At 35.6% G+C, this 20,000-nt stretch carries 12 protein-coding genes; 10 read left to right on the forward strand and 2 right to left on the reverse strand.

The genetic code is table 11. The features are described from left to right. On the reverse strand, positions 1-204 hold a 204-nt coding region (locus AC1DVP_RS20720), incomplete at its 3' end, for a transposase (protein ID WP_477185371.1). Between the two features lie 65 nt (positions 205-269). Further along, on the reverse strand, positions 270-3,143 hold the full coding sequence (locus AC1DVP_RS20725; RefSeq protein ID WP_477185372.1) for a helix-turn-helix and ligand-binding sensor domain-containing protein: 2,874 nt from the start codon (positions 3,141-3,143) through the stop codon (positions 270-272). Positions 3,144-3,503: 360 nt separating this feature from the next. Between AC1DVP_RS20725 and AC1DVP_RS20730 the strand changes: the two genes are divergently transcribed. The 10 genes from AC1DVP_RS20730 to AC1DVP_RS20775 all read left to right on the forward strand — a co-directional run bounded on the left by AC1DVP_RS20730 (position 3,504) and on the right by AC1DVP_RS20775 (position 19,734). Continuing rightward, a complete protein-coding gene (locus AC1DVP_RS20730) occupies positions 3,504-6,614 on the forward strand; it encodes a SusC/RagA family TonB-linked outer membrane protein (RefSeq protein WP_477185373.1) in 3,111 nt (1,036 codons plus the stop codon). A gap of 15 nt (positions 6,615-6,629) precedes the next feature. Further along, positions 6,630-8,138: a RagB/SusD family nutrient uptake outer membrane protein gene (locus AC1DVP_RS20735; RefSeq protein ID WP_477185374.1), complete on the forward strand. Its 1,509-nt coding sequence runs from the start codon at positions 6,630-6,632 to the stop codon at positions 8,136-8,138. Positions 8,139-8,190: 52 nt separating this feature from the next. After that, positions 8,191-9,060 carry a hypothetical protein gene (locus tag AC1DVP_RS20740; protein ID WP_477185375.1) on the forward strand — a complete coding sequence of 290 codons (870 nt, stop codon included), beginning with the start codon at positions 8,191-8,193 and terminating at the stop codon, positions 9,058-9,060. 114 nt (positions 9,061-9,174) lie between these two features. Further along, complete coding sequence (locus tag AC1DVP_RS20745) at positions 9,175-10,242, forward strand: glycoside hydrolase family 16 protein (RefSeq protein ID WP_477185376.1); 1,068 nt, start codon at positions 9,175-9,177, stop codon at positions 10,240-10,242. A gap of 427 nt (positions 10,243-10,669) precedes the next feature. Then, entirely contained in the window at positions 10,670-12,130 is a 1,461-nt protein-coding gene (locus AC1DVP_RS20750; RefSeq protein ID WP_477185377.1) for a glycoside hydrolase family 30 protein, read from the forward strand. 40 nt (positions 12,131-12,170) lie between these two features. Further along, positions 12,171-13,628: a glycoside hydrolase family 30 protein gene (locus AC1DVP_RS20755; protein WP_477185378.1), complete on the forward strand. Its 1,458-nt coding sequence runs from the start codon at positions 12,171-12,173 to the stop codon at positions 13,626-13,628. Between the two features lie 239 nt (positions 13,629-13,867). Then, positions 13,868-15,610: a cellulase family glycosylhydrolase gene (locus AC1DVP_RS20760; RefSeq protein ID WP_477185379.1), complete on the forward strand. Its 1,743-nt coding sequence runs from the start codon at positions 13,868-13,870 to the stop codon at positions 15,608-15,610. Positions 15,611-15,640: 30 nt separating this feature from the next. Next, complete coding sequence (locus tag AC1DVP_RS20765) at positions 15,641-17,860, forward strand: glycoside hydrolase family 3 N-terminal domain-containing protein (RefSeq protein WP_477185380.1); 2,220 nt, start codon at positions 15,641-15,643, stop codon at positions 17,858-17,860. 83 nt (positions 17,861-17,943) lie between these two features. Beyond that, a complete protein-coding gene (locus AC1DVP_RS20770) occupies positions 17,944-18,843 on the forward strand; it encodes a sialate O-acetylesterase (RefSeq protein ID WP_477185381.1) in 900 nt (299 codons plus the stop codon). A 402-nt stretch (positions 18,844-19,245) separates the two neighbouring features. Next, positions 19,246-19,734, forward strand: coding sequence for a hypothetical protein (locus AC1DVP_RS20775; protein WP_477185382.1), 489 nt, complete (start codon positions 19,246-19,248; stop codon positions 19,732-19,734). The last annotated feature ends 266 nt before the right edge of the window (positions 19,735-20,000 follow it).

Here is a 20,000-nt window from a genome sequence, read left to right on the forward strand (position 1 = left end):
TTTAAAATCAACTGAGTAAACCTGATTCTTTCGTGTTAACAAACTACTTTTACCATATTCCCTATAGAAACTAACCCATTTACGAATATTAGATTCGCTGATTCCTTTCTTCTTAGATACCGTTTCACATGAATAATGCTGATGAACCACTAATTCTACACATTCAAGTTTAAATTCGTAATCATACTTGACTTTTCTTTCCATAAAAATGCCCCCAAATAGTGTCTAACTTTTTGGGGGCAGTGCATTTGAAACAGCCTCTTTTTTATCTATTTTATGCTCATGAAGTACCCGATTAAATTTTCTTTTTGATTTAATTCCAGTTTTTTTCTTAATCGGTATCTGGCCAAATCTACCCCTCCCGTAGATATGTTCATGAATTCGGCAATTTCTTTGGTAGACATGTTCATCAACAAATAGGTTGCCAAGTCCATTTCTCTTGGAGTAATGGAAGGGTGTTTTTCCTTTAATTTTTTCAGAAAATCGAAGTGGACATTTTTCAAGTGTTTTTCAAGATCCTTCCAGCTTTTATCAGTACTGACTTCCTTGATGATGCTTTTATTCAGTTTTACAAATTGAGTTTTTGCCGCTTCGTCAAAAGAACTCGTATTTATATCTCTTAGCTTTTGAATAATTCCGTTTAATATTTTATTTTTCTTGACTACTTGCAATGTGTTGTTTACTAATTCCTTATCTTTTGACAGGAGCTTTATTTGCAGTTTGTCATTTTCTAGTTTTTCAATTTCTTTTTCTAATTCATATTGTTCCAGCCTGATCTTAGTTTCTTTTTCTAAATATAATCTTCGCTGTTCTAAGGTTTCAACATATTTATTTTTTCTTATTTTCATTCTTATTCTAAATCGGATGTAATATACCAAACCAGTCGCTATTAGTAAGTAAAATAGGTAGGCTAATGAATGTCTGTACCATGGTGGAAACACTCTAAATTCAATAGAAGTTTCTTCCGATTGAATCCTAAAGCTGTTTCGTGCTTTTACTTTCATTTTATAATTGCCCTCTTTTAAATTGGTATATTCTTTTATAGTGTTGTTTGACCAAGCGCTCCAATTTTCATCAAAGCCTTCCAGCTGATAAGAGAATTCAATGTTTTCAAGATTTTCGTATGAAGGGGACGAAAATGTAAACTTCACTTGATTTGAGGAATAAGGAAGTTCGTATCTTTCACTTTTGTCTTGCTTGTTTCCTAGATATATAGTGTCTCCAGGAAATGTAAAGCTACTTATATGAGCAATAGGTTTTAATATAGATTTGGTTTCAATAGATGCATCATAATGTGCCAAACCATCAGTTAAGCCTATAAAAGTGTTTTTGGAATCAATAGTATTTATAGACATGTAATTGGCTACTAATTTTCCAGTTAAGTTTGAAAATGGAGTTATGACATGCTTGTATTTGTTGTTGCCTGCTTTTATCAGCGCTCCCATTGATTCATTATAGTTGTACCAAAGATTCCCATTAGCATCTTCTGTTAACTTTTTGATTTTTGGAATTGTCTTAAATATATTGGTTATTATAGCATCTTCTGTAAATGTGTTTTGAGCTGTTGAATAAGTGTAAAAAATATTATTAGATTGAAAAAAAACTTTATTGCTTATTTTTTGCAGACTTCCAGTGCCCGGATTTTGTTTTGAAAATTGAGTAAAGGTTTTAATGATGTTTGCTTTTCTTAAATCCTTATTCAGCTTAATTTGATGTACATATTGGTCTTTTTTTAGCCATAAATAATCTTTATCAAGTTCAAATGAATTGGATGATTTATCAATGCCTTCTATTTTATTTCTGAATTTCATTCCTGAACTTGTCTTTTCAAAAACGGAAAATCCATTGTAATTTGCCCCTATAAAAAAATTGGGATTATTGGGTATTGATTTAAATCCAAAGTATCCTTTGGGATCAAGGTTTTTAATCATTTTCCCATTCTGTATGAGTAAAGCTCCTTTGTTGCTGGCACATATCAATTCTCCATTTATTATCTGTACATTCCATGCTTGGGTAGTAGTTCCTTCAATAAGCTTAAAAGAGCCTTCTTTGAAATTAGTATCCCAAGGATGATAAAAAACTCCTTGATTGGTTGCTACATATAAATTGCCTTTATGCACAACAGAAGAATAAACGGTACCTAAATTATAGCTAAATCCAAAATAGGTTAGAAATGAATTTTCGTTTACGTATGCAATTCCATTATCTAATCCCAGCCATAGATTATTGCTTTTGTCTATAAATGAAGTAAGAACCGTATTGTTTTGAAGTCCTTTACTGCGGTTGATATGCTGTATAATATTTCCGTTTAGATCGCAGATTATAATGCCGTCAAGGACCGAGTTGATTACAACGTATTTGTTTTTATAAAGAATGCATCCTAGAGAGCCATTCTTTTTTATAAATGTATTGGCCTCCGTATTCCATGGAAGTGCCTGATTGTTTGTAATTATAAAAAGCCCTTTGTCTAAAGTTGCTGCTAAGATCTTATTGTTTTCTAATTCAATCATACCCCAAATCTCAGAATTATTCAAAGTGTTTAATCCTTTAAGATAATTCAGTTTGCCATTTTTATATTCTAAAATTCCAGATGAAATATCCTGGAGGTACAATTTGGAATTAGTCAAAAAAGAGAATTGAAATCTTTTTGGGGCATTTATGATTTTAATTTTGCTGTTCTTATAGATATAGATGTGGTCGAATGACTGAAAAATTACTTCATCCTTATAAAGATGTATTTTCCATACAAAGTCAATTATACCTGATGTTTTTTTATTCAATGAATTGGAAATAGAAAAGTATTCGAGTTTCCCTTTTGAATTGGCTTTAAAATAACCAAACTCATTATAGCAGCCTACATATATTTTTCCGGATGAATCTACTTTTAGACATTTAATTGCATCCGAATTTTTTGCTTTGTATTTATTCCATTTCGATCCGTCAAATTGCAAAAGACCGTCATTATTTCCAAAATAGAGATTTCCATTTTTATCTTGGTCAATATTCCAGTTTTGTGTTCCTCCCTTGTAGTCTGTTCTGCTATAATTTTTAATAAGGGGAAGGCCAATTTTTTTTACCTGCCCAAAAAATAGTATAGGAATGTTAAGTAAAATAAACAGCAAAAAATATCTAGCCAATTTCATGTATTGTTCTTTTTTATTATTTCGGGTTTGCATATGATTTGATGTGATTATTGTATAGGATAAAAATGCATTTTCAAATGTCTTTTGCACTGAATTTCAAGCCTCTTTGGCAGATTTTGAGCTAAAGTATTTAATTTATGGTAATTGTAATGGTTTTTTTCAATTAATATTTTTTTAAGTAATGTTTTTTTGTTTTTAAAATATTAATAATCAAGTAGTTCTGTTTTTTTTGATAATATTTTGTAATACTAGTTTAGTATGACTGATGTGATTTTGTAGTGATTGTTAATTCTGAAATTAGGATTTTTAGATATACTATTGCATCAAATAACTAAATAATTAACCAAAATAATTAGAAAAATGAAATTATTAAAAGCATTTATTTTTTGTATTTTGTCAGTCTTATTCTCAGTTTATGGGCATGCGCAGGAAGCGTCCATTAACGGAAAAGTGATTGATGAAACGGGGATGCCAATTCCAGGGGCAACCATAATTTTAAAAGGAACATCGTCATCAGTTGCGACAGATTTTGATGGCAAGTTCCAAATTAAAGCTCCTAAAGATGGAGTTTTAACAATCAGTTTTATAGGGTATAAAACAGTTGAGACTGCTATTAACGGTCAAACATCAGTGCAGGTAAAAATGTATTCTGTATCACAAGATTTAAATGAAGTTGTGGTAGTTGGATACGGTACCCAAAAGAAAAGCGTGACAACTGGCGCGATTTCAAGCGTAAGAGCCAGAGATCTGGAAAAAGTTCCAAATGGCCGTATTGAGCAAGCATTACAGGGCAGAGTATCGGGAGTTACAATAGCAGCCAGTTCTGGTCAGCCAGGTTCTGCATCAACAATCCGCATTAGAGGTATAACTACTTTTGGCGAAGGAGGAAATGATCCGCTTTGGGTTGTAGATGGTGTGGTTGTAGATGCTGGAGGTATTGGTTATCTTAATCAATCGGATATTGAATCGATGGAGGTTCTTAAAGATGCGGCTTCAGCTGCAATTTATGGAACTCGTGCTGCAACAGGTGTAATTCTTGTTACAACCAAAAAAGGAAAGTCTGGAAAAATCACTGTTAATTACAATGGATTTGCCGGAGTTTCATCGCCTGCAAAAAAATTAGATTTACTAAATTCAACTCAATACGCGACTTTATTAAATGAGAAATCAGTTGCTGGGGGAGGATCATTAATTTTTTCAGATCCTGCGGCATTAGGTAAAGGGACTGATTGGCAAAAAGCTATTTTCAACACAAGCGCTTTTCGTTATTCACATGAATTGAGTATTAGCGGAGGAAGTGATGTTTCAAATTTTTACGCTTCTTTTGGAGTTCAAGACCAAGAAGGGATTGTTTCTACTGATATTTCAAATTATAACAAGAAGAGTTTCCGTTTGAATTCGACTCACAAAATATCCAAAGTATTCACTTTCGGACAGACTTTTGGTTTTACAAGACAAAAGAATGTTGGTATCGGTAATACCAATAGTGAATTTGGAGGTCCGCTAAGCTCTGCAATTAATTTAGATCCGACAACTCCAATTATTGAGACAGATCCAGTTTTAGCTAATTCAGCTCCATATAGCACAAATCCTGTAATCAGAGATGCCAATGGTAATCCTTACGGAATCTCCAGCTTAGTTGGTCAAGAGATGACTAATCCATTAGCTTATACTCAAACAAGGCTGGGAGGTTACGGCTGGTCTGATGATTTAGTTGGAAATGCTTATTTGGAGGCAGCTGTTTCAAAACACTTCAAATTCAGAACAACATTTGGAGGTAAAATAGCATATTGGGGAGGTCAAGGATTTACTCCTGTTTATTATTTAAGTGCTACTTCGAACGTGCTTAAAAATAATTATGGACAAAGCGAAAACAGCAGTTTTGCATGGAATGTCGAAAATATTGCTACTTATTCCAATTCTTTTGGGGATAACAATTTGACAGTTTTATTAGGTCAAGGTGCTTATGTTGAGAATATTGGAGGAGGTTCAAGTGCCACAATGTATGGCTTGCCTATTACTAGCTATCAGGATGCTTCTTTTAACTTTGATATTCCTCAGGCAGACAGAAGCAGCGGGACTTATGATATGACGGAGCATAAATTGACATCTTTATTTGCACGTGTTAATTATGATTTTAAAGAAAAGTATTTATTAACCGGTATTATTCGCCGTGACGGATCTTCCCGTTTTGGAGCCAATCATAAATTTGGTGTTTTCCCTTCTTTTAATCTAGGATGGGTAGTTTCGAAAGAAGAGTTTTGGAAAGAGAATGAGGTAATTAATACTTTAAAAATTAGAGGAGGTTATGGTGTTGTTGGAAATGATGCTATTCCAAACTTTAGATATCTTTCTTTAGTAGAAGGCGGTTATAACTATTCTTTCGGTAATACAGGTGCAATCACTACAGGTTATGCAAACCTTACTTTGGACAATCCAGATTTAAGATGGGAAGAGACTTCTCAGGCAAACATTGGGTTTGAATCAAAATTTTTCAATGACCTAAGCCTTACTGTAGATGCATATAATAAAAAAACTACAGGGATTTTACGTCCAATAAACATTCCGGGTTATGTTGGGGTCGTTTCAAATCCAACAGGAAATGTTGCTGATATGGAAAATAGAGGTATTGAGTTTGAGTTAGGATACAGAAAACAATTGGGTGATTTTAATTTTTCAGCAAGCGCAAATTTAGCTTATTTAGAAAATGAAGTAACATATGTAGCTTCTGATTCAAATTATATTACTGGAGATGCATCTTTCCAATCTATGGGAGCAGTAACCAGAACTCAAGTAGGCCAATCGTATAACTCATTCTATGGATTAAAAACAGCTGGAATTTTCCAAAATGATGCAGAAATTACTGCTTATAAAAATGCTTCAGGCGGTTTAATTCAGCCAAATGCACGTCCAGGAGATTTCCGTTGGATTGATACAGACGGTAATGGATCTATCAATGACAATGACAAACAGTTCTTGGGCAGCAATATTCCAAAATATACATTTGGCTTTACATTGAACTTGGATTATAAAAACTTTGATTTTATGGCATTTGCTCAAGGAGCATCAGGAAATAAAATTTTCCAAGGTTTAAGAAGATTAGATATCGGAAACGCGAATTATCAAACAGAAGCTTTGGGCCGCTGGACTGGTGAAGGAACATCTAATGATTATCCAAGACTAACATCTAATGATACTAATGGAAACTTTGGTAAGATGTCAGATTTCTACTTGGAAGATGGAGATTATTTACGTTTAAAAATAGTTCAATTTGGTTATTCATTACCAACAAATGTAGTTTCTCAAATAGGAGCAAGTAAAGTTCGCTTTTACTTAACAGGTGAAAACTTGTTCACTTTGACTAAATATACTGGATATGATCCAGAAATTGGCGGAGGTGTATTTGGAATAGACAAAGGAGTTTATCCACAGGCAAGAACATTCATGTTTGGAGCTAATCTACAATTTTAATAAAATTAAAGAATTATGAAAACGATAAAATATAAATACTTTTTTATAGCAATAGCAATGATTTCTTTAGGGTCTTGCTCTGAAGATTTTGTGGAGGTAACACCAAAAGGATCTTTTCTTTCGGATAATTATTATTCAAATGAAGGACAGGCTACAGCAGCACTTGTTGGGGTTTATGATCCAATCAGAAAAAATTCGGGTGGTTTTGAAAATATAATCGCAATGATGAATGCAGGATCTGATGATTTCTATGCAGGCGGGGGCGGATCTACAGACGGAGATGGAATTCAAAATTTTTCAAAGCATTCACTTTCTTCAACGAGCATTCCAGGAAGTTTTTGGAATGACCATTATCAAGGAATTTTTAGAGCCAATACATTACTTGTGAAATTGCCGGATGTTGATATGTCCGATGCTTTAAAAGCTAGATTTACGGCTGAGTCAAAAGCTTTGCGTGCGATTTATTATTTCAATTTGGTGCGTATGTTCAAGAACATTCCATTATTGTTGCAACCGTTGACTGCTACGAATATGTATGATGCAGAACAGGCAGCTCCTGAAGCGGTTTATGCTCAAATTGAAAAAGATCTGACTGAAGCAATTCCTTCTTTGCCTGCATCAGTTCCTGCTAGTACTGAATCTGGCCGTCTTACAAAAGGTGCTGTTCAGGCTATGCTTGGAAAAGTATATTTATTTGAAGGTAAAAAAACGGAAGCGACTGCAGTTTTGGCTCAGGTAAATGGCACTCCTGGCGCAACTAATCAATATGGAAATAAATTATTGACCAATTTTAATGATTTATGGGTTGTTTCGAATAAGTTCAATACAGAATCGCTTATTGAAGTGTCTCATACTAGTGCAGGTAATTCTGATTGGGGATTTTGGGGCTCAGGCAGAGATGAAGGAAATTCATTGAATGTGATGGTAGGGCCTAGAAGTTATTCAAAACCAGCTGCATCACCAGCTCCAGATTTACCGTCAGGATGGAGTTTTAATGTTATAACACAAGATTTATATGATGCGCTTAAACCAGATCCAAGATTTGGAGCTACAATATTAGATGTTAAGGCATTGAAAGCCGCAGGTGAGGCAGATTATATTGGAGGATACCAAGATACAGGCTATTTCTTAAATAAATTCCTTCCCCGTAAAACTGATGTTCGTACTGGTGGCGGCGCTGCAGAGTTAAATTACAAACAAAATACATATATCATAAGACTTGCCGATACTTATTTAATGGAAGCAGAGGCGTTAGGTTCTGGAACCAGAGCGCAAGCATTGCTTGATGCAGTTAGAGCAAGAGTTGGTTTGCCTTCAGTTCCGGTTACGCTTCAAGCTATCAAAAAAGAAAGAAGATTGGAATTTGCAGGGGAGGGGCTTAGATTCTTTGACTTAGTAAGATGGGGAGATGCAGCTACTGTGCTAGCCAATAGAGGTTTTAATGCAGGCGTAGATGAAATTTTCCCTATCCCAACCAGAGAACTTCAAGGTACTAAATTGAAACAAAACCCTGGCTATAATTAAAAGCTAAGATTGGTTCAAAATCCAAATTATTAATATTAAAAACATACATATTATGAATATAAAAGTAATATTGAACAGATACATTTATCTAATGTTGTCTATTATAACATTAAGTTCATTAGGAAGCTGCCAGTCTGAAGATATCACAGATAATGGATTGTCAGATGCTAATGTAGATCCCTCTTTTACAGTTACAGCTGTAGAAGGTTCTGCTAATAAATTTATTTTAACAGCTCAGACAAAAAACGTACTGGGTTCCAAATGGGACATGGGTGATGGAGCAGGAATGGCTATTGGTAAAATGACAGAAACTGTTTTTCTTCCGGATGCAGGCACTTATACCATTACGCATGGTGCTATGGGCAAAGGAGGAATTGTAAAAACTGCAGCTAAACAGATTGTTGTAGCTACTCCAGATCCAGTAGCAGGAAATATCCTTAAAGGAGGAAGATTAACCAATAGCGATGACTGGTCTAAATGGACAGTTACAAATCCGGCTTCTAGTGCCAGTATTGTTTTTGGAAGCGGTTCTGCTACTTTGACAGCAAGCGGTTGGGCAGGTAACGGAATATATCAGGCAATTAGTGTTGCAGCAGGAAAAAAATATGTAATCGATATGGTTACTTCTTCAACAACAGGCTGCAGTAATACTTGGTTTGAAGTGTATTGCGGTTATGCTGCACCAGTAACAGGAACTGATTATTCCGAAGGAGGAAAATTAAGAGCCTTAAGTACTTGGGACGGTTGTGCAACAGCTGCTTTTTCAGGAAAAATTTCAGTTGTGGGCTGTTCGGCAGCAAACAATTTAGGAATATTCACAGCTACTAAGACAGGTACAGCTTATCTAGTAATAAGAGGCGGCGGTGAAGATATGAAGGCTGGTATCAAAATTCGGAATATTGAAATGAGACCGTCTTTATAGTTTTTTAAATTACAAAATTAATTAGTAGTTAGTTAGGTTGAGTTGGTAGAATGGCCCATTCTCCATGATTATGGGCCATTTTTTTTAATGGAATGTTTTAACGAGTAGAAAAAAATGAAAAAATATCTTTCTAGAATTAATTTAGTTATTGTGCTGAACTGCTTTTTGTTTATTTCCTGCAGCGGTTCAAATTCAGACGAGCCAGCAGCAGTAAATAAAACACCTGAAAACCTAAAAGTTACAGCTGCAATTGTTGGAGCTTCGGCGCAAAATCCAAATGGAGACGGAACCGGTGTGGTAAATTTTACTTTATCGGCAACAAATGCCACATCATATAAAATTACTCTTGGAAATGGAGAAACAAAGGAAGTAACAAACGGCAGTTTTTCTTATACTTATACAGCATCGGGTGCAAATACTTATGTGTTATACGTGTCTGCTTATAATGCTGGAAAATTTGTTAGCACGTCACTCTCTATTACCGTTTTGGTAGAATCCAAGTTAATTTGGTCTGATGAATTTAATACTGACGGCGCACCAGATGCTTCCAAATGGACTTTCCAAATTTGGGATCCAGGGAATGTTAACAGCGAACTTCAATCTTATACGAATCGTCCTGAAAACACAATTGTTCAAGGCGGTGTTTTAAAAATAAAAGCCATCAGAGAAAAATATGGAAAGGGGGACTTCACTTCCGGAAGATTAGAATCCAATGGAAAATTTGATTTTACTTATGGCAAAATAGTGATCAGGGCAAAACTCCCTACTGGAGTTGGGACTTGGCCTGCAGTTTGGATGCTGGGCAGTAATATTGGCAGTGTTGGATGGCCAGCGTGTGGCGAAGTTGATATTTTAGAATCAGTTGGAAAAGAGCTGAATGTCAATCATTCGTCATTGCACTCTCCTGGGCGTTCAGGAGCTACTCCAGATACAGGAACTATAAACGTGCCGAATGATAATACCGAATTTCATATTTATACTGCAGATTGGAGAGCAGGTTATATAAAGTTTTATGTAGATGACAAGTTGTTTTACACTTTTATAAATTCAGATAAATTTCCATTCAATAAAAACTTTTACCTAATTGTCAATTTTGCAATGGGAGGAGTTTGGGGAGGTCCTGTAGATCCAAATTTTACATCTTCAATTTTTGAGGTGGATTATATAAGGGTGTATAATTAAGAAACAGAAGAGTATAAGCAAAATCTCTCCCTTTAGCCCAATATCATTAAGTTAAGGATTAAATGATAAAATAATTGCTGATTAACGATTCTTGATTTCAGATTTGGTGTGACTAAATATTAGATTGTAGATTTCACAAGGCTTTTTACATCTGAAATCAAGAATCGTTAATCATCAATCTAAAATCTCTTAACTTAATGACATTGCCTTTTAGCTCCGATAGAAGCGGAAATCCTTGTGAGCTGGGGTTCGGCTCACAAGATTAAAGCGGATAGCGGGACCATACTTGCTGAAAAAGCCAAATCTTTCTGCTCCAAAAATTAATAATCGAGTTTGGGGTTATCAGGAATAGAAAATTAAATAACAATAATTCAGAGTCCAAAACAGATCATTATCCAGTTTTGGTCGAATTAATTACAAATAAATAATGAAAAAAATACATCAATTAGGCAAGCTGTTTTTCATAATAGCTTTTTCAGCCATACACGTCAGCTGTTCATCTTCTAATGATGGCGGCGATTCACCAGCTCCAACCCCTACGCCAACTCCAGTTGTAAAGAATGAAGTTGATTTTTGGCTGACTAAAGGAAATCAAACAGCACTTTTGCAAAAACAGACAGGTATTTTAGCTTTTGGGAGCAAGGCAAATATTTATCCAAATATTGAAATTAATGATACTCAAAAGTATCAATCCATTGATGGTTTTGGATTTACATTGACTGGTGGCAGTGCTCAAGTGATAAATCAGCTGGTAACTCAAAAAAAGAAAGACTTATTGCAGGAATTATTTGGTTCAGGCGATAATTCAATAGGATTGAGTTACTTGAGAATCAGTATTGGAGCTTCCGATTTGAATGCTTCTCCTTTTACATATGATGATATGCCGGCTGGACAAACAGACATTAGTTTGGCTAATTTTAGTCTGGCTCCTGATATGACAGATTTGATTCCGCTGCTGAAAGAAATTCTGGCGATTAATCCTAATATTAAAATAATGGGTTCTCCCTGGTCTGCACCGCTTTGGATGAAAGACAATAATAATTTTGTTGGAGGTAGTCTGCAGCCTAAATATTATGAAGTATATGCTCAGTATTTTGTAAAATTCATTCAAAAAATGAAAGCTGAAGGAATTGTAATTGATGCAGTTACTCCACAAAATGAGCCTTTACACGGGGGTAACAATCCGAGTATGGTAATGACTGCTTTACAACAGACCGATTTTATAAAAAATAACTTAGGACCTGCATTTAAATCAGCCAATATTGCAATAAAGATTATTACCTATGATCATAATTGCGATAACCCCCAATATCCTATTACGATCTTAAAAGATGCCGTAGCTTACCCTTTTGTAACTGGTTCGGCATTTCATTTGTACGGAGGTGATATTAGTGCGCTTACAACCGTTCATGATGCATTCCCGGATAAGGATGTTTATTTTACGGAGCAGTATACTTCATCTACAGGCGCATTTGACGGAGATTTAAAATGGCAGACTAAAAATGTAATTATCGGATCGATGCGCAATTGGAGTAAAAACGCACTGCAGTGGAATCTTGCCAATGACGGTTCTTTTGGCCCTCATACACAAGGAGGATGCACAACTTGTAAAGGAGCAATAACAATAAACAGCAGCGAATCATTGAGCCGTAATGTTGGATATTATGCAGCAGCTCATGCGTCCAAGTTTGTGCCTGCGGGCTCTGTTAGAATTGCAAGTACTATTGTGGGTAATCTGCATAATGTTGCTTTCAAAACTCCAGAGGGGAAAAAAGTATTACTGGTTGTAAATGATGGAAATGCTACCGAATTATTTAATGTTAAATATAACGGAAAATGGATTACCACTTCACTGGAAGGGGGAGCAGTAGGAACATATATTTGGTAATAGGGTATCAAAAAAATAAAAAATTATCACCTTATAGATTATGAGAAAAATAACGACCACGGTATTAGCACTGGCCTCTTTTTTTGTTTTTGCACAGCAAAAAAATAAAGCAGCGGCACATTCTTTTTCCGCAAAAGACAAAATAGTGACAGTGTACACTACAGCCGAAAGCACTAATTTGAGATTGTCAAAAACAGATGATCTTAAATTTTCAGAACTGAAGCAGCCTACAGAAAGACAAATTTGTGTTTTTGTAAATCCAGACAAAACTTTTCAATCCTTACTTGGAATTGGCGGAGCAATAACGGATGCAAGTGCTGAGGTTTTTGCTAAATTACCTAAAGAAAAGCAACAGGAATTCTTGAAAGCCTATTACAGTCCCGAAAAAGGAATTGGCTATTCATTAATGCGAACCACAATTCACAGTTCCGATTTTTCTTCTGGGAGTTATACTTATATTAAGGAAGGAGATACTGAATTGAAAACTTTTTCTATTGAACATGATAGAGAATTTAAAATACCGCTGATAAAAAAAGCAACCGAGACTGCTGGCGGAAAAATGACCTTATATGCAAGTCCTTGGAGTCCTCCCGCTTTTATGAAAAGCAATCAGAACATGTTGAAAGGCGGAACACTATTGCCTGAGTTTTTCCAGCCTTGGGCTGCTTATTATACTAAGTTTGTAAAAGCCTACGAAAAAGAAGGCATCCCGATATGGGGCATCACTTTGCAGAATGAGCCAATGGCAGTACAAACTTGGGAATCGTGTGTTTATTCTGCTGAAGCGGAAAGAGATTTCCTGAAAAATTTTCTTGGGCCAACAATGAAAAAAGAAAGATTGGGGAACAAAAAAATAATTGTTTGGGATCATAATCGTGATTTGATGCTGCAAAGAGCCAATATTATTTTCACTGATCCAGAAGCTTCAAAATATGCATGGGGAATGGGATTCCATTGGTATGAAACATGGGCAGGAGGTGACCAGATGTTTGAAAATGTGGCAAAAGTTCATGAAGCATTCCCTAATAAAAACCTAATGTTTACAGAAGGATGCGTGGAGAAATTTGATGCTGGTAAATATCAGTTCTGGGGCAATGGGGAACGTTATGGTTCATCGATGATTCATGATTTTAATAACGGAACTGTGGGCTGGACAGATTGGAATATTCTTTTGGATGAAAAAGGAGGGCCTAATCATGTGGGTAATTTTTGTTTTGCCCCAATCCATGCCGATACCAAGACTGGAGAATTGATTTACACGCCATCTTATTATTATATTGGACATTTTTCAAAATTTATTCGCCCTGAAGCCAAAAGAGTAAGTTCTGCAGTGAGCAGAAGCAGTTTGTTGAGCACTTCATTTTTGAATAAGGACGGAAAAATGGTAACCGTCGTTATGAACCAAACAAATGCTGCAGTAATCTATAATCTGTGTATAGGAACTCAAGCCACAGAGATTAAGATACTGCCTAATGCAATACAGACTTTGGTGTATTAATCCCATAAAGTTGATAGTTATGCGTGAGGGGTATGTTATTGATTTAATAGATTTTAGATTGAAGATTAACGATTTGTGATTTGTTGTTGCTAAATAATAGATTGTCGATTTTATGAGGTTTTTCACATCTGAAATCAAAAATCGTTAATCAAAAATCAGCAATCATTTTATCAATTAGTCTTTAACTTAAAGGCACGCCCTAAGAGTTCTTTTTATAGTAAGATTTAAAAAATAATAGGATGAAAAAAATAATAGTATTTACTTTTCTGTGCTTTGTCACTGCTTCATTTGGTCAAGGCTTTTTGCATAGAGATGGACAAAAAATTGTGAACGGAAACGGTAAAAATATCGTTCTGCGCGGTTTAGGACTTGGCGGCTGGATGGTACAGGAAGGCTACATGATTCAAACTGGAGCATTTGCTGGATCACAATATAAAATTAAGCAAAAAATTACCGATTTAATTGGTGTATCAGCTACCGAAGAGTTTTATAAAGCATACAAAAAAAACGGAATCACAAAGAGAGATATTGACTCTTTGGCAGCTTGGGGATTTAATTCTATTCGGCTGCCAATGCATTACAATTTATACACTCCGGCAATTGAAAACGAGAAAAATGGACAGATTACTTGGTTAGAGGAAGGTTTTAAAATGACCGATGATTTAGTAAAATGGTGTGCCGCCAATAAAATATATTTAATCTTAGATTTGCACGCTGCTCCTGGAGGCCAAGGGAAAGATGCTGCAATATCCGACTATGATGATTCAAAACCATCACTCTGGGAGAGTACTGCAAATCAAGATAAGATGGTAGCGTTTTGGGAAAAATTAGCCCAGCGCTACAAAGACAATCCGTGGATTGGAGGTTATGATATTATCAATGAGCCTAATTGGAATTTTACAGGAACTAATCAAAACGGTTGTGATGAAACATCAAATGCTCCTTTAAGAGCGCTGCAAGGTAGAATCACAAAAGCGATAAGAGCCATTGACGCCAATCATTTAATTATCATTGAAGGAAACTGTTGGGGAAATAATTACAACGGTATGTTCCCGCTTTGGGATGAAAACATGGCGCTGAGTTTTCATAAATATTGGAATACCAATGATACTGCTTCTATCCAAGCCATGTTAAATTATAGAACTCAATATAATGTGCCTATTTGGTTAGGCGAAAGTGGAGAAAACTCTAATGTGTGGTTTGAAGAAGCCATTTCATTAATGGAATCCAATAACATTGGCTGGGCTTTTTGGCCAATGAAAAAAATTGAGAATTTAGCGGGAGTAACTTCGGTGAAAAAACCAGCAGGCTACGATAAAATATTAGAGTATTGGAAAAAAGGAGGTGAAAAACCAAATGTAAGTTTTGCCAAAAAAGTTCTAATGCAGATGGCTGAGAATTATAAAATGGAGCATCTTACTATCAGGCATGATGTGATTGATGCCATGTTTAGACAAGTGCAAAGCAATGACACTAAAAAATATAAAAACCATCAGCTTCCGGGAAGAGTATATGCGGCCGAGTTTGATTTAGGCCAAAACGGTTATGCTTATTCAGATAATGACGTAGCCAATTATAACGGGACTAAATTTACACAATGGAATAAAGGAGGCAAAATGAGAAATGACGGAGTCGATATTGAAGTCTGTACTGATAAGGAAACCAACGGTTTTCAGGTTTCTTCTATTGAAGATAAAGAATGGTTACAATTTACTGCTGATGTAAAAAAAGAAGGCAATTTTGATGTAGAAATTCGATATTCCAGTGAAAAAGCGGGCGGGAAACTATATTTGGCACAAGACAATGTGAGAATTTCAGAATCAATTGTTCTTCCCATTTCTGGAGGATTAATGGCTTGGAAAACAGTTATACTTAAAAATATTATCCTTAAGCAAGGTGTAAATAAAATTCGTGTTAACTTTGAAGGAGGAAGCTTTAATCTTAATTTTCTAGAATTTAAAAATGCTCCAAAATTAAAATAGAGTGTTTCAATTGAATATAAAATTTGTAAAATGAAAACAACAGCTACACTGATATTAGTATTCGTTTCTTTTTTTGCTTTTTCACAGCAACAAACCATAGACCAAAAAGTCGAAACTTTATTGAAGAAAATGACTCTGGAAGAGAAAATCGGGCAGATGAACCAATACACTGGTGACAATACTGCTACGGGGCCAATTACAATTAACGCCAATAAACAAAATGAAATCAAAAAAGGCTTAATTGGCTCGATGCTGAATATTATGGGGACAAAATATACGAGACAATACCAAGAGTTAGCAATGCAGTCGCGATTAAAAATTCCTTTGTTATTTGGGCTGGATGTAATTCATGGCTATAAAACAACCTTTCCTATTCCTCTTGCGGAAGCTGCAAGCTGGGATTTGACAGCGATTGAACTTTCGGCTAGAATTGCTGCGACGGAAGCTGCTGCCTCAGGAATTCACTGGACATTTGCGCCAATGGTTGATATTTCTCGTGATCCGCGCTGGGGCAGAGTGATGGAAGGCGCAGGTGAAGATACCTATTTAGGATCCAAAATTGCGTATGCAAGAGTTAAGGGATTTCAGGGAAATTTAGGCGATGTGAATTCGGTTATGGCTTGTGTAAAACATTTCGCCGCCTATGGAGCCGCTGTTGGAGGACGTGACTATAATTCGGTTGATATGAGTAACAGAATGCTTTGGGAAACGTATCTGCCTCCTTACAAATCGGCACTTGATGCAGGAGCAGCTACGTTTATGAATTCTTTTAACGATCTTAACGGGATACCGGCTAGTGCCAATAATTATTTGCTTAGAGACATTTTGAAAGGGAAATGGAACTTTCAAGGTTTTGTAGTTTCCGACTGGGGTTCTATTGGCGAAATGGTGAATCACGGATATGTGAAGGACAACAAAGAGGCGGCTCTTGCATCTATAACCGCAGGAAGTGACATGGATATGGAAAGCAACGCCTATCGCTATAATTTGGAGCAGTTGGTAAAAGAAAATAAAGTTCCCGTAGCTTTAATCGATGATGCTGTAAAAAGAATTTTACGCAAGAAATTTGAATTGGGACTGTTTGATGATCCGTATAAATTCTGCAGTCTAGAAAGAGAGCAAGCAGCATTAAATAATCAGGAGCATACTAAAGCAGCTAGGGAAATGGCAGCAAAAAGTATTGTGCTGCTGAAAAATGAAAGAGACGTTTTACCACTTTCCAAAGGGCTGAAAACAATAGCTTTTATTGGTCCAATGGTGAAACCAAAAAGAGACAACCACGGATTTTGGGCTGTGGATGTGAAAGACGTGGATTCGACTTATATTGTTTCACAATGGGAAGGCTTGGAGAATAAAGTAGGCAAAAGAACTAAAATTTTATATGCAAAAGGCTGCGGCGTTGAAGACAAAAGCAAAGAAGGTTTTGCCGATGCATTGAATGTTGCCAGTCAAGCTGAGGTTATTATTTTGAGCATTGGAGAAAATTTTAACAAAAGCGGGGAAGCCAAAAGCAAAAGCAACCTGCATTTACCTGGTGTTCAGGAAGATTTAATCAAAGAACTCCAAAAAACAGGAAAACCAATTGTTATTTTAATTAATGCGGGAAGACCGCTGGTTATTGATTGGATTGCTGATAATATGCCAACAATTGTCTATACTTGGTGGTTGGGATCCGAAGCCGGAAACGCCATTGCCGACGTGCTTTTTGGGGATTACAATCCGTCTGGAAAATTACCAATGACATTTCCTAGAACCGAAGGACAAATTCCAATTTATTACAATCATTTCAATACGGGAAGACCTTCTGTCAATGAAGATAAAAATTACAAATCGGCCTACATCGATTTGCCGACTACTCCAAAATTCCCGTTTGGATTTGGATTGAGCTATACCACTTTTGAATATTCAAATTTGAAATTGTCTAAAAAAACAATGAAAAATAATGAAACGATTACCGTTTCGGTAAACATAACCAATACAGGAAGCGTAAAGGGAGAAGAAATGGTTCAATTGTATTTGAGAGACAGAGTTGGTTCTGTCGTGCGTCCAGTAATCGAGTTGAAAGATTTTCAGAAAATAACATTGAACCGCGGCGAAACCAGAACAATTCAGTTTACAATTGATAATCAAAAATTGTCGTTTTACAACAACGCATTAGAGTTTGTTTCAGAACCTGGTGATTTCGATTTAATGATTGGTTCCTCTTCGGCAGATATACGTGTGAAAGACAGTTTTGAATTGGTGAAATGATTTCGATGAAATCGCTATTAACTTCAAGTTTGCGCCAGCAATTGATAAATCATCGAACTCCGATGAAAATAAAATTTGCATATATGAAATATATTTTAATATTTATTTTTACGCCTTTTATGCTTTTGGCGCAAGCCAAAAAAGACACCATCAGAGTGTTTTATTTAGGAGGTCAGTCGAATATGCAAGGGTATGGTTATGTAAAGGAACTTCCGGATTCTTTAAATAAAATAAATAAAAATGTTTTTATTTATCAAGGAAACCCTGTAGGAGATAATGATAAAAAAGGAGGATTAGGGAAGTGGGATGCTCTTCAGCCAGGCAATGGAACTGGTTTCGAATCGGATGGAATTACCAATACACTTTCAGACAGATTTGGTATTGAACTTTCATTTGCCAAGAAACTGCAAGAATTGTACCCAAACCAAAAACTCGCTATTATAAAATATGCCAGAAACGGATCTTCGATTGATAGTACCGGAACTTCTTATTTTGGTGCTTGGGAGCCTGATTTTAGAGGAGGAAAAGGGATTAATCAATACGATTATTTTCTAAAAACGGCCAATAGTGCTATGGCTGTACAAGACATAAACGGAGATGGGGTCGAAGATATTTTGATACCAAGCGGTATTATTTGGATGCAGGGAGAAAGTGATTCAGATAAAACAGAACGAATAGCAAATCAATATTATGTGAATTTGAAAAGGCTGATGGAACTCATGCGGGCTGCTTTTAGAAATAACGATTTGCCCATTGTAATTGGGAAAATATCAGATTCTGGTGATGATGCCGATGGAAAAGTTTGGGGATTTGGAGAGTTAGTGCAATATGGACAAGAAAAATATGCCAAAACCGAACCCCATGTAAGTATTGTGCGCACTACAAACAGCTATAAATATTCAGATAAATACCATTACAGAAGCGAAGGATATATTGATTTGGGAAAAGAATTTGCAAAGGCAATTTTCCTTTTGAATAAATAGGAGCAGCAGTTTTCCTTTTTTTCATCGGCATCACTCCTGCTGTCCGTCTCGTCCAAAAGACGAGAGGCTAGTTTACAGCTTTAGTTTTTCAAAGCACTTTTTTAAATACTGCTCAACTGAACCAAAGTGAAAAACAAATAGAACATTACAGACAAAACTTAAGTATTCGAAAAAATCTATGATAATTTGACTGGTTTTTTAGCAAGTAAATTAAAAGTCTATTTGATGATTTGTAATAAAAATAATATCTATATATTTGATTAATAACCGTAACAAAGTAGCGACAATCTATTCAAAATCGGATAGATTGTCGCTACTTAGTAGCGAGTATAAACTAGTTACCAGCAATTGCAGAAAAACTGGGAGAATTCAAGAACCGAATCAACAAATAACCGAAATAATATGGATGAAAATCTCATCAATGCCATTTTAAACGATATTCAAAACAAACCTGAATACATATTAGAAGAATCGGATATAGTGCGTAATGGCGCTACACAAATACAATATCGGGAAATTGTCAGTTTCCTATGCGAAAATGATTTCATAAGACAGCCTTTTAAAAATCATGGAAAATTGACTATTTTGGAAAAAGGCAAGGAAGTTTTGAAGTTAGGAGGTTGGCAAAAATATTTACTTAAGGAACAGCAAACTAAGGAACAAACTGCACAAAAGGCAATTTACGACGCACGAATCTCAAAATTTCAGGCAACATACGGAAAATATGCATTACCGATTTCTGCGATATCACTTTTAGTTGCAATTGGATCATTGATAACTGGAATATTAATGTACCAATCCAGAATAAAAGAACTTGAGATTAATCAAGAAAAGCTGAAAAATAAAATTGAAAAAATTGACTCTGTGAAAAATAATATTAAACAGAAATAACCAATAGTAACTGCTGGTAACAGCTACTCCTATGTAAAGCATCGTAAAGTTATTCACAACTTTTGAGAGGGTTATATGTCGGTTATTTTTCGAGTATAGAATTCCATACCAGCGGGCTTGTTGAAAAAGTTGGAAACAACTTTTTGTCCGCCGAAGGCTGGGACTGAAAAAGTTATTCTGACTTTTTCAATAATGCCACGAATTTATGTCTCTTTTATTTCATAGTCTTTCTTTTAATTTCTTAAGGCTCCTACTCCTATATGTGG

The organism is Flavobacterium sp. P3_A6 (assembly GCF_056403035.1).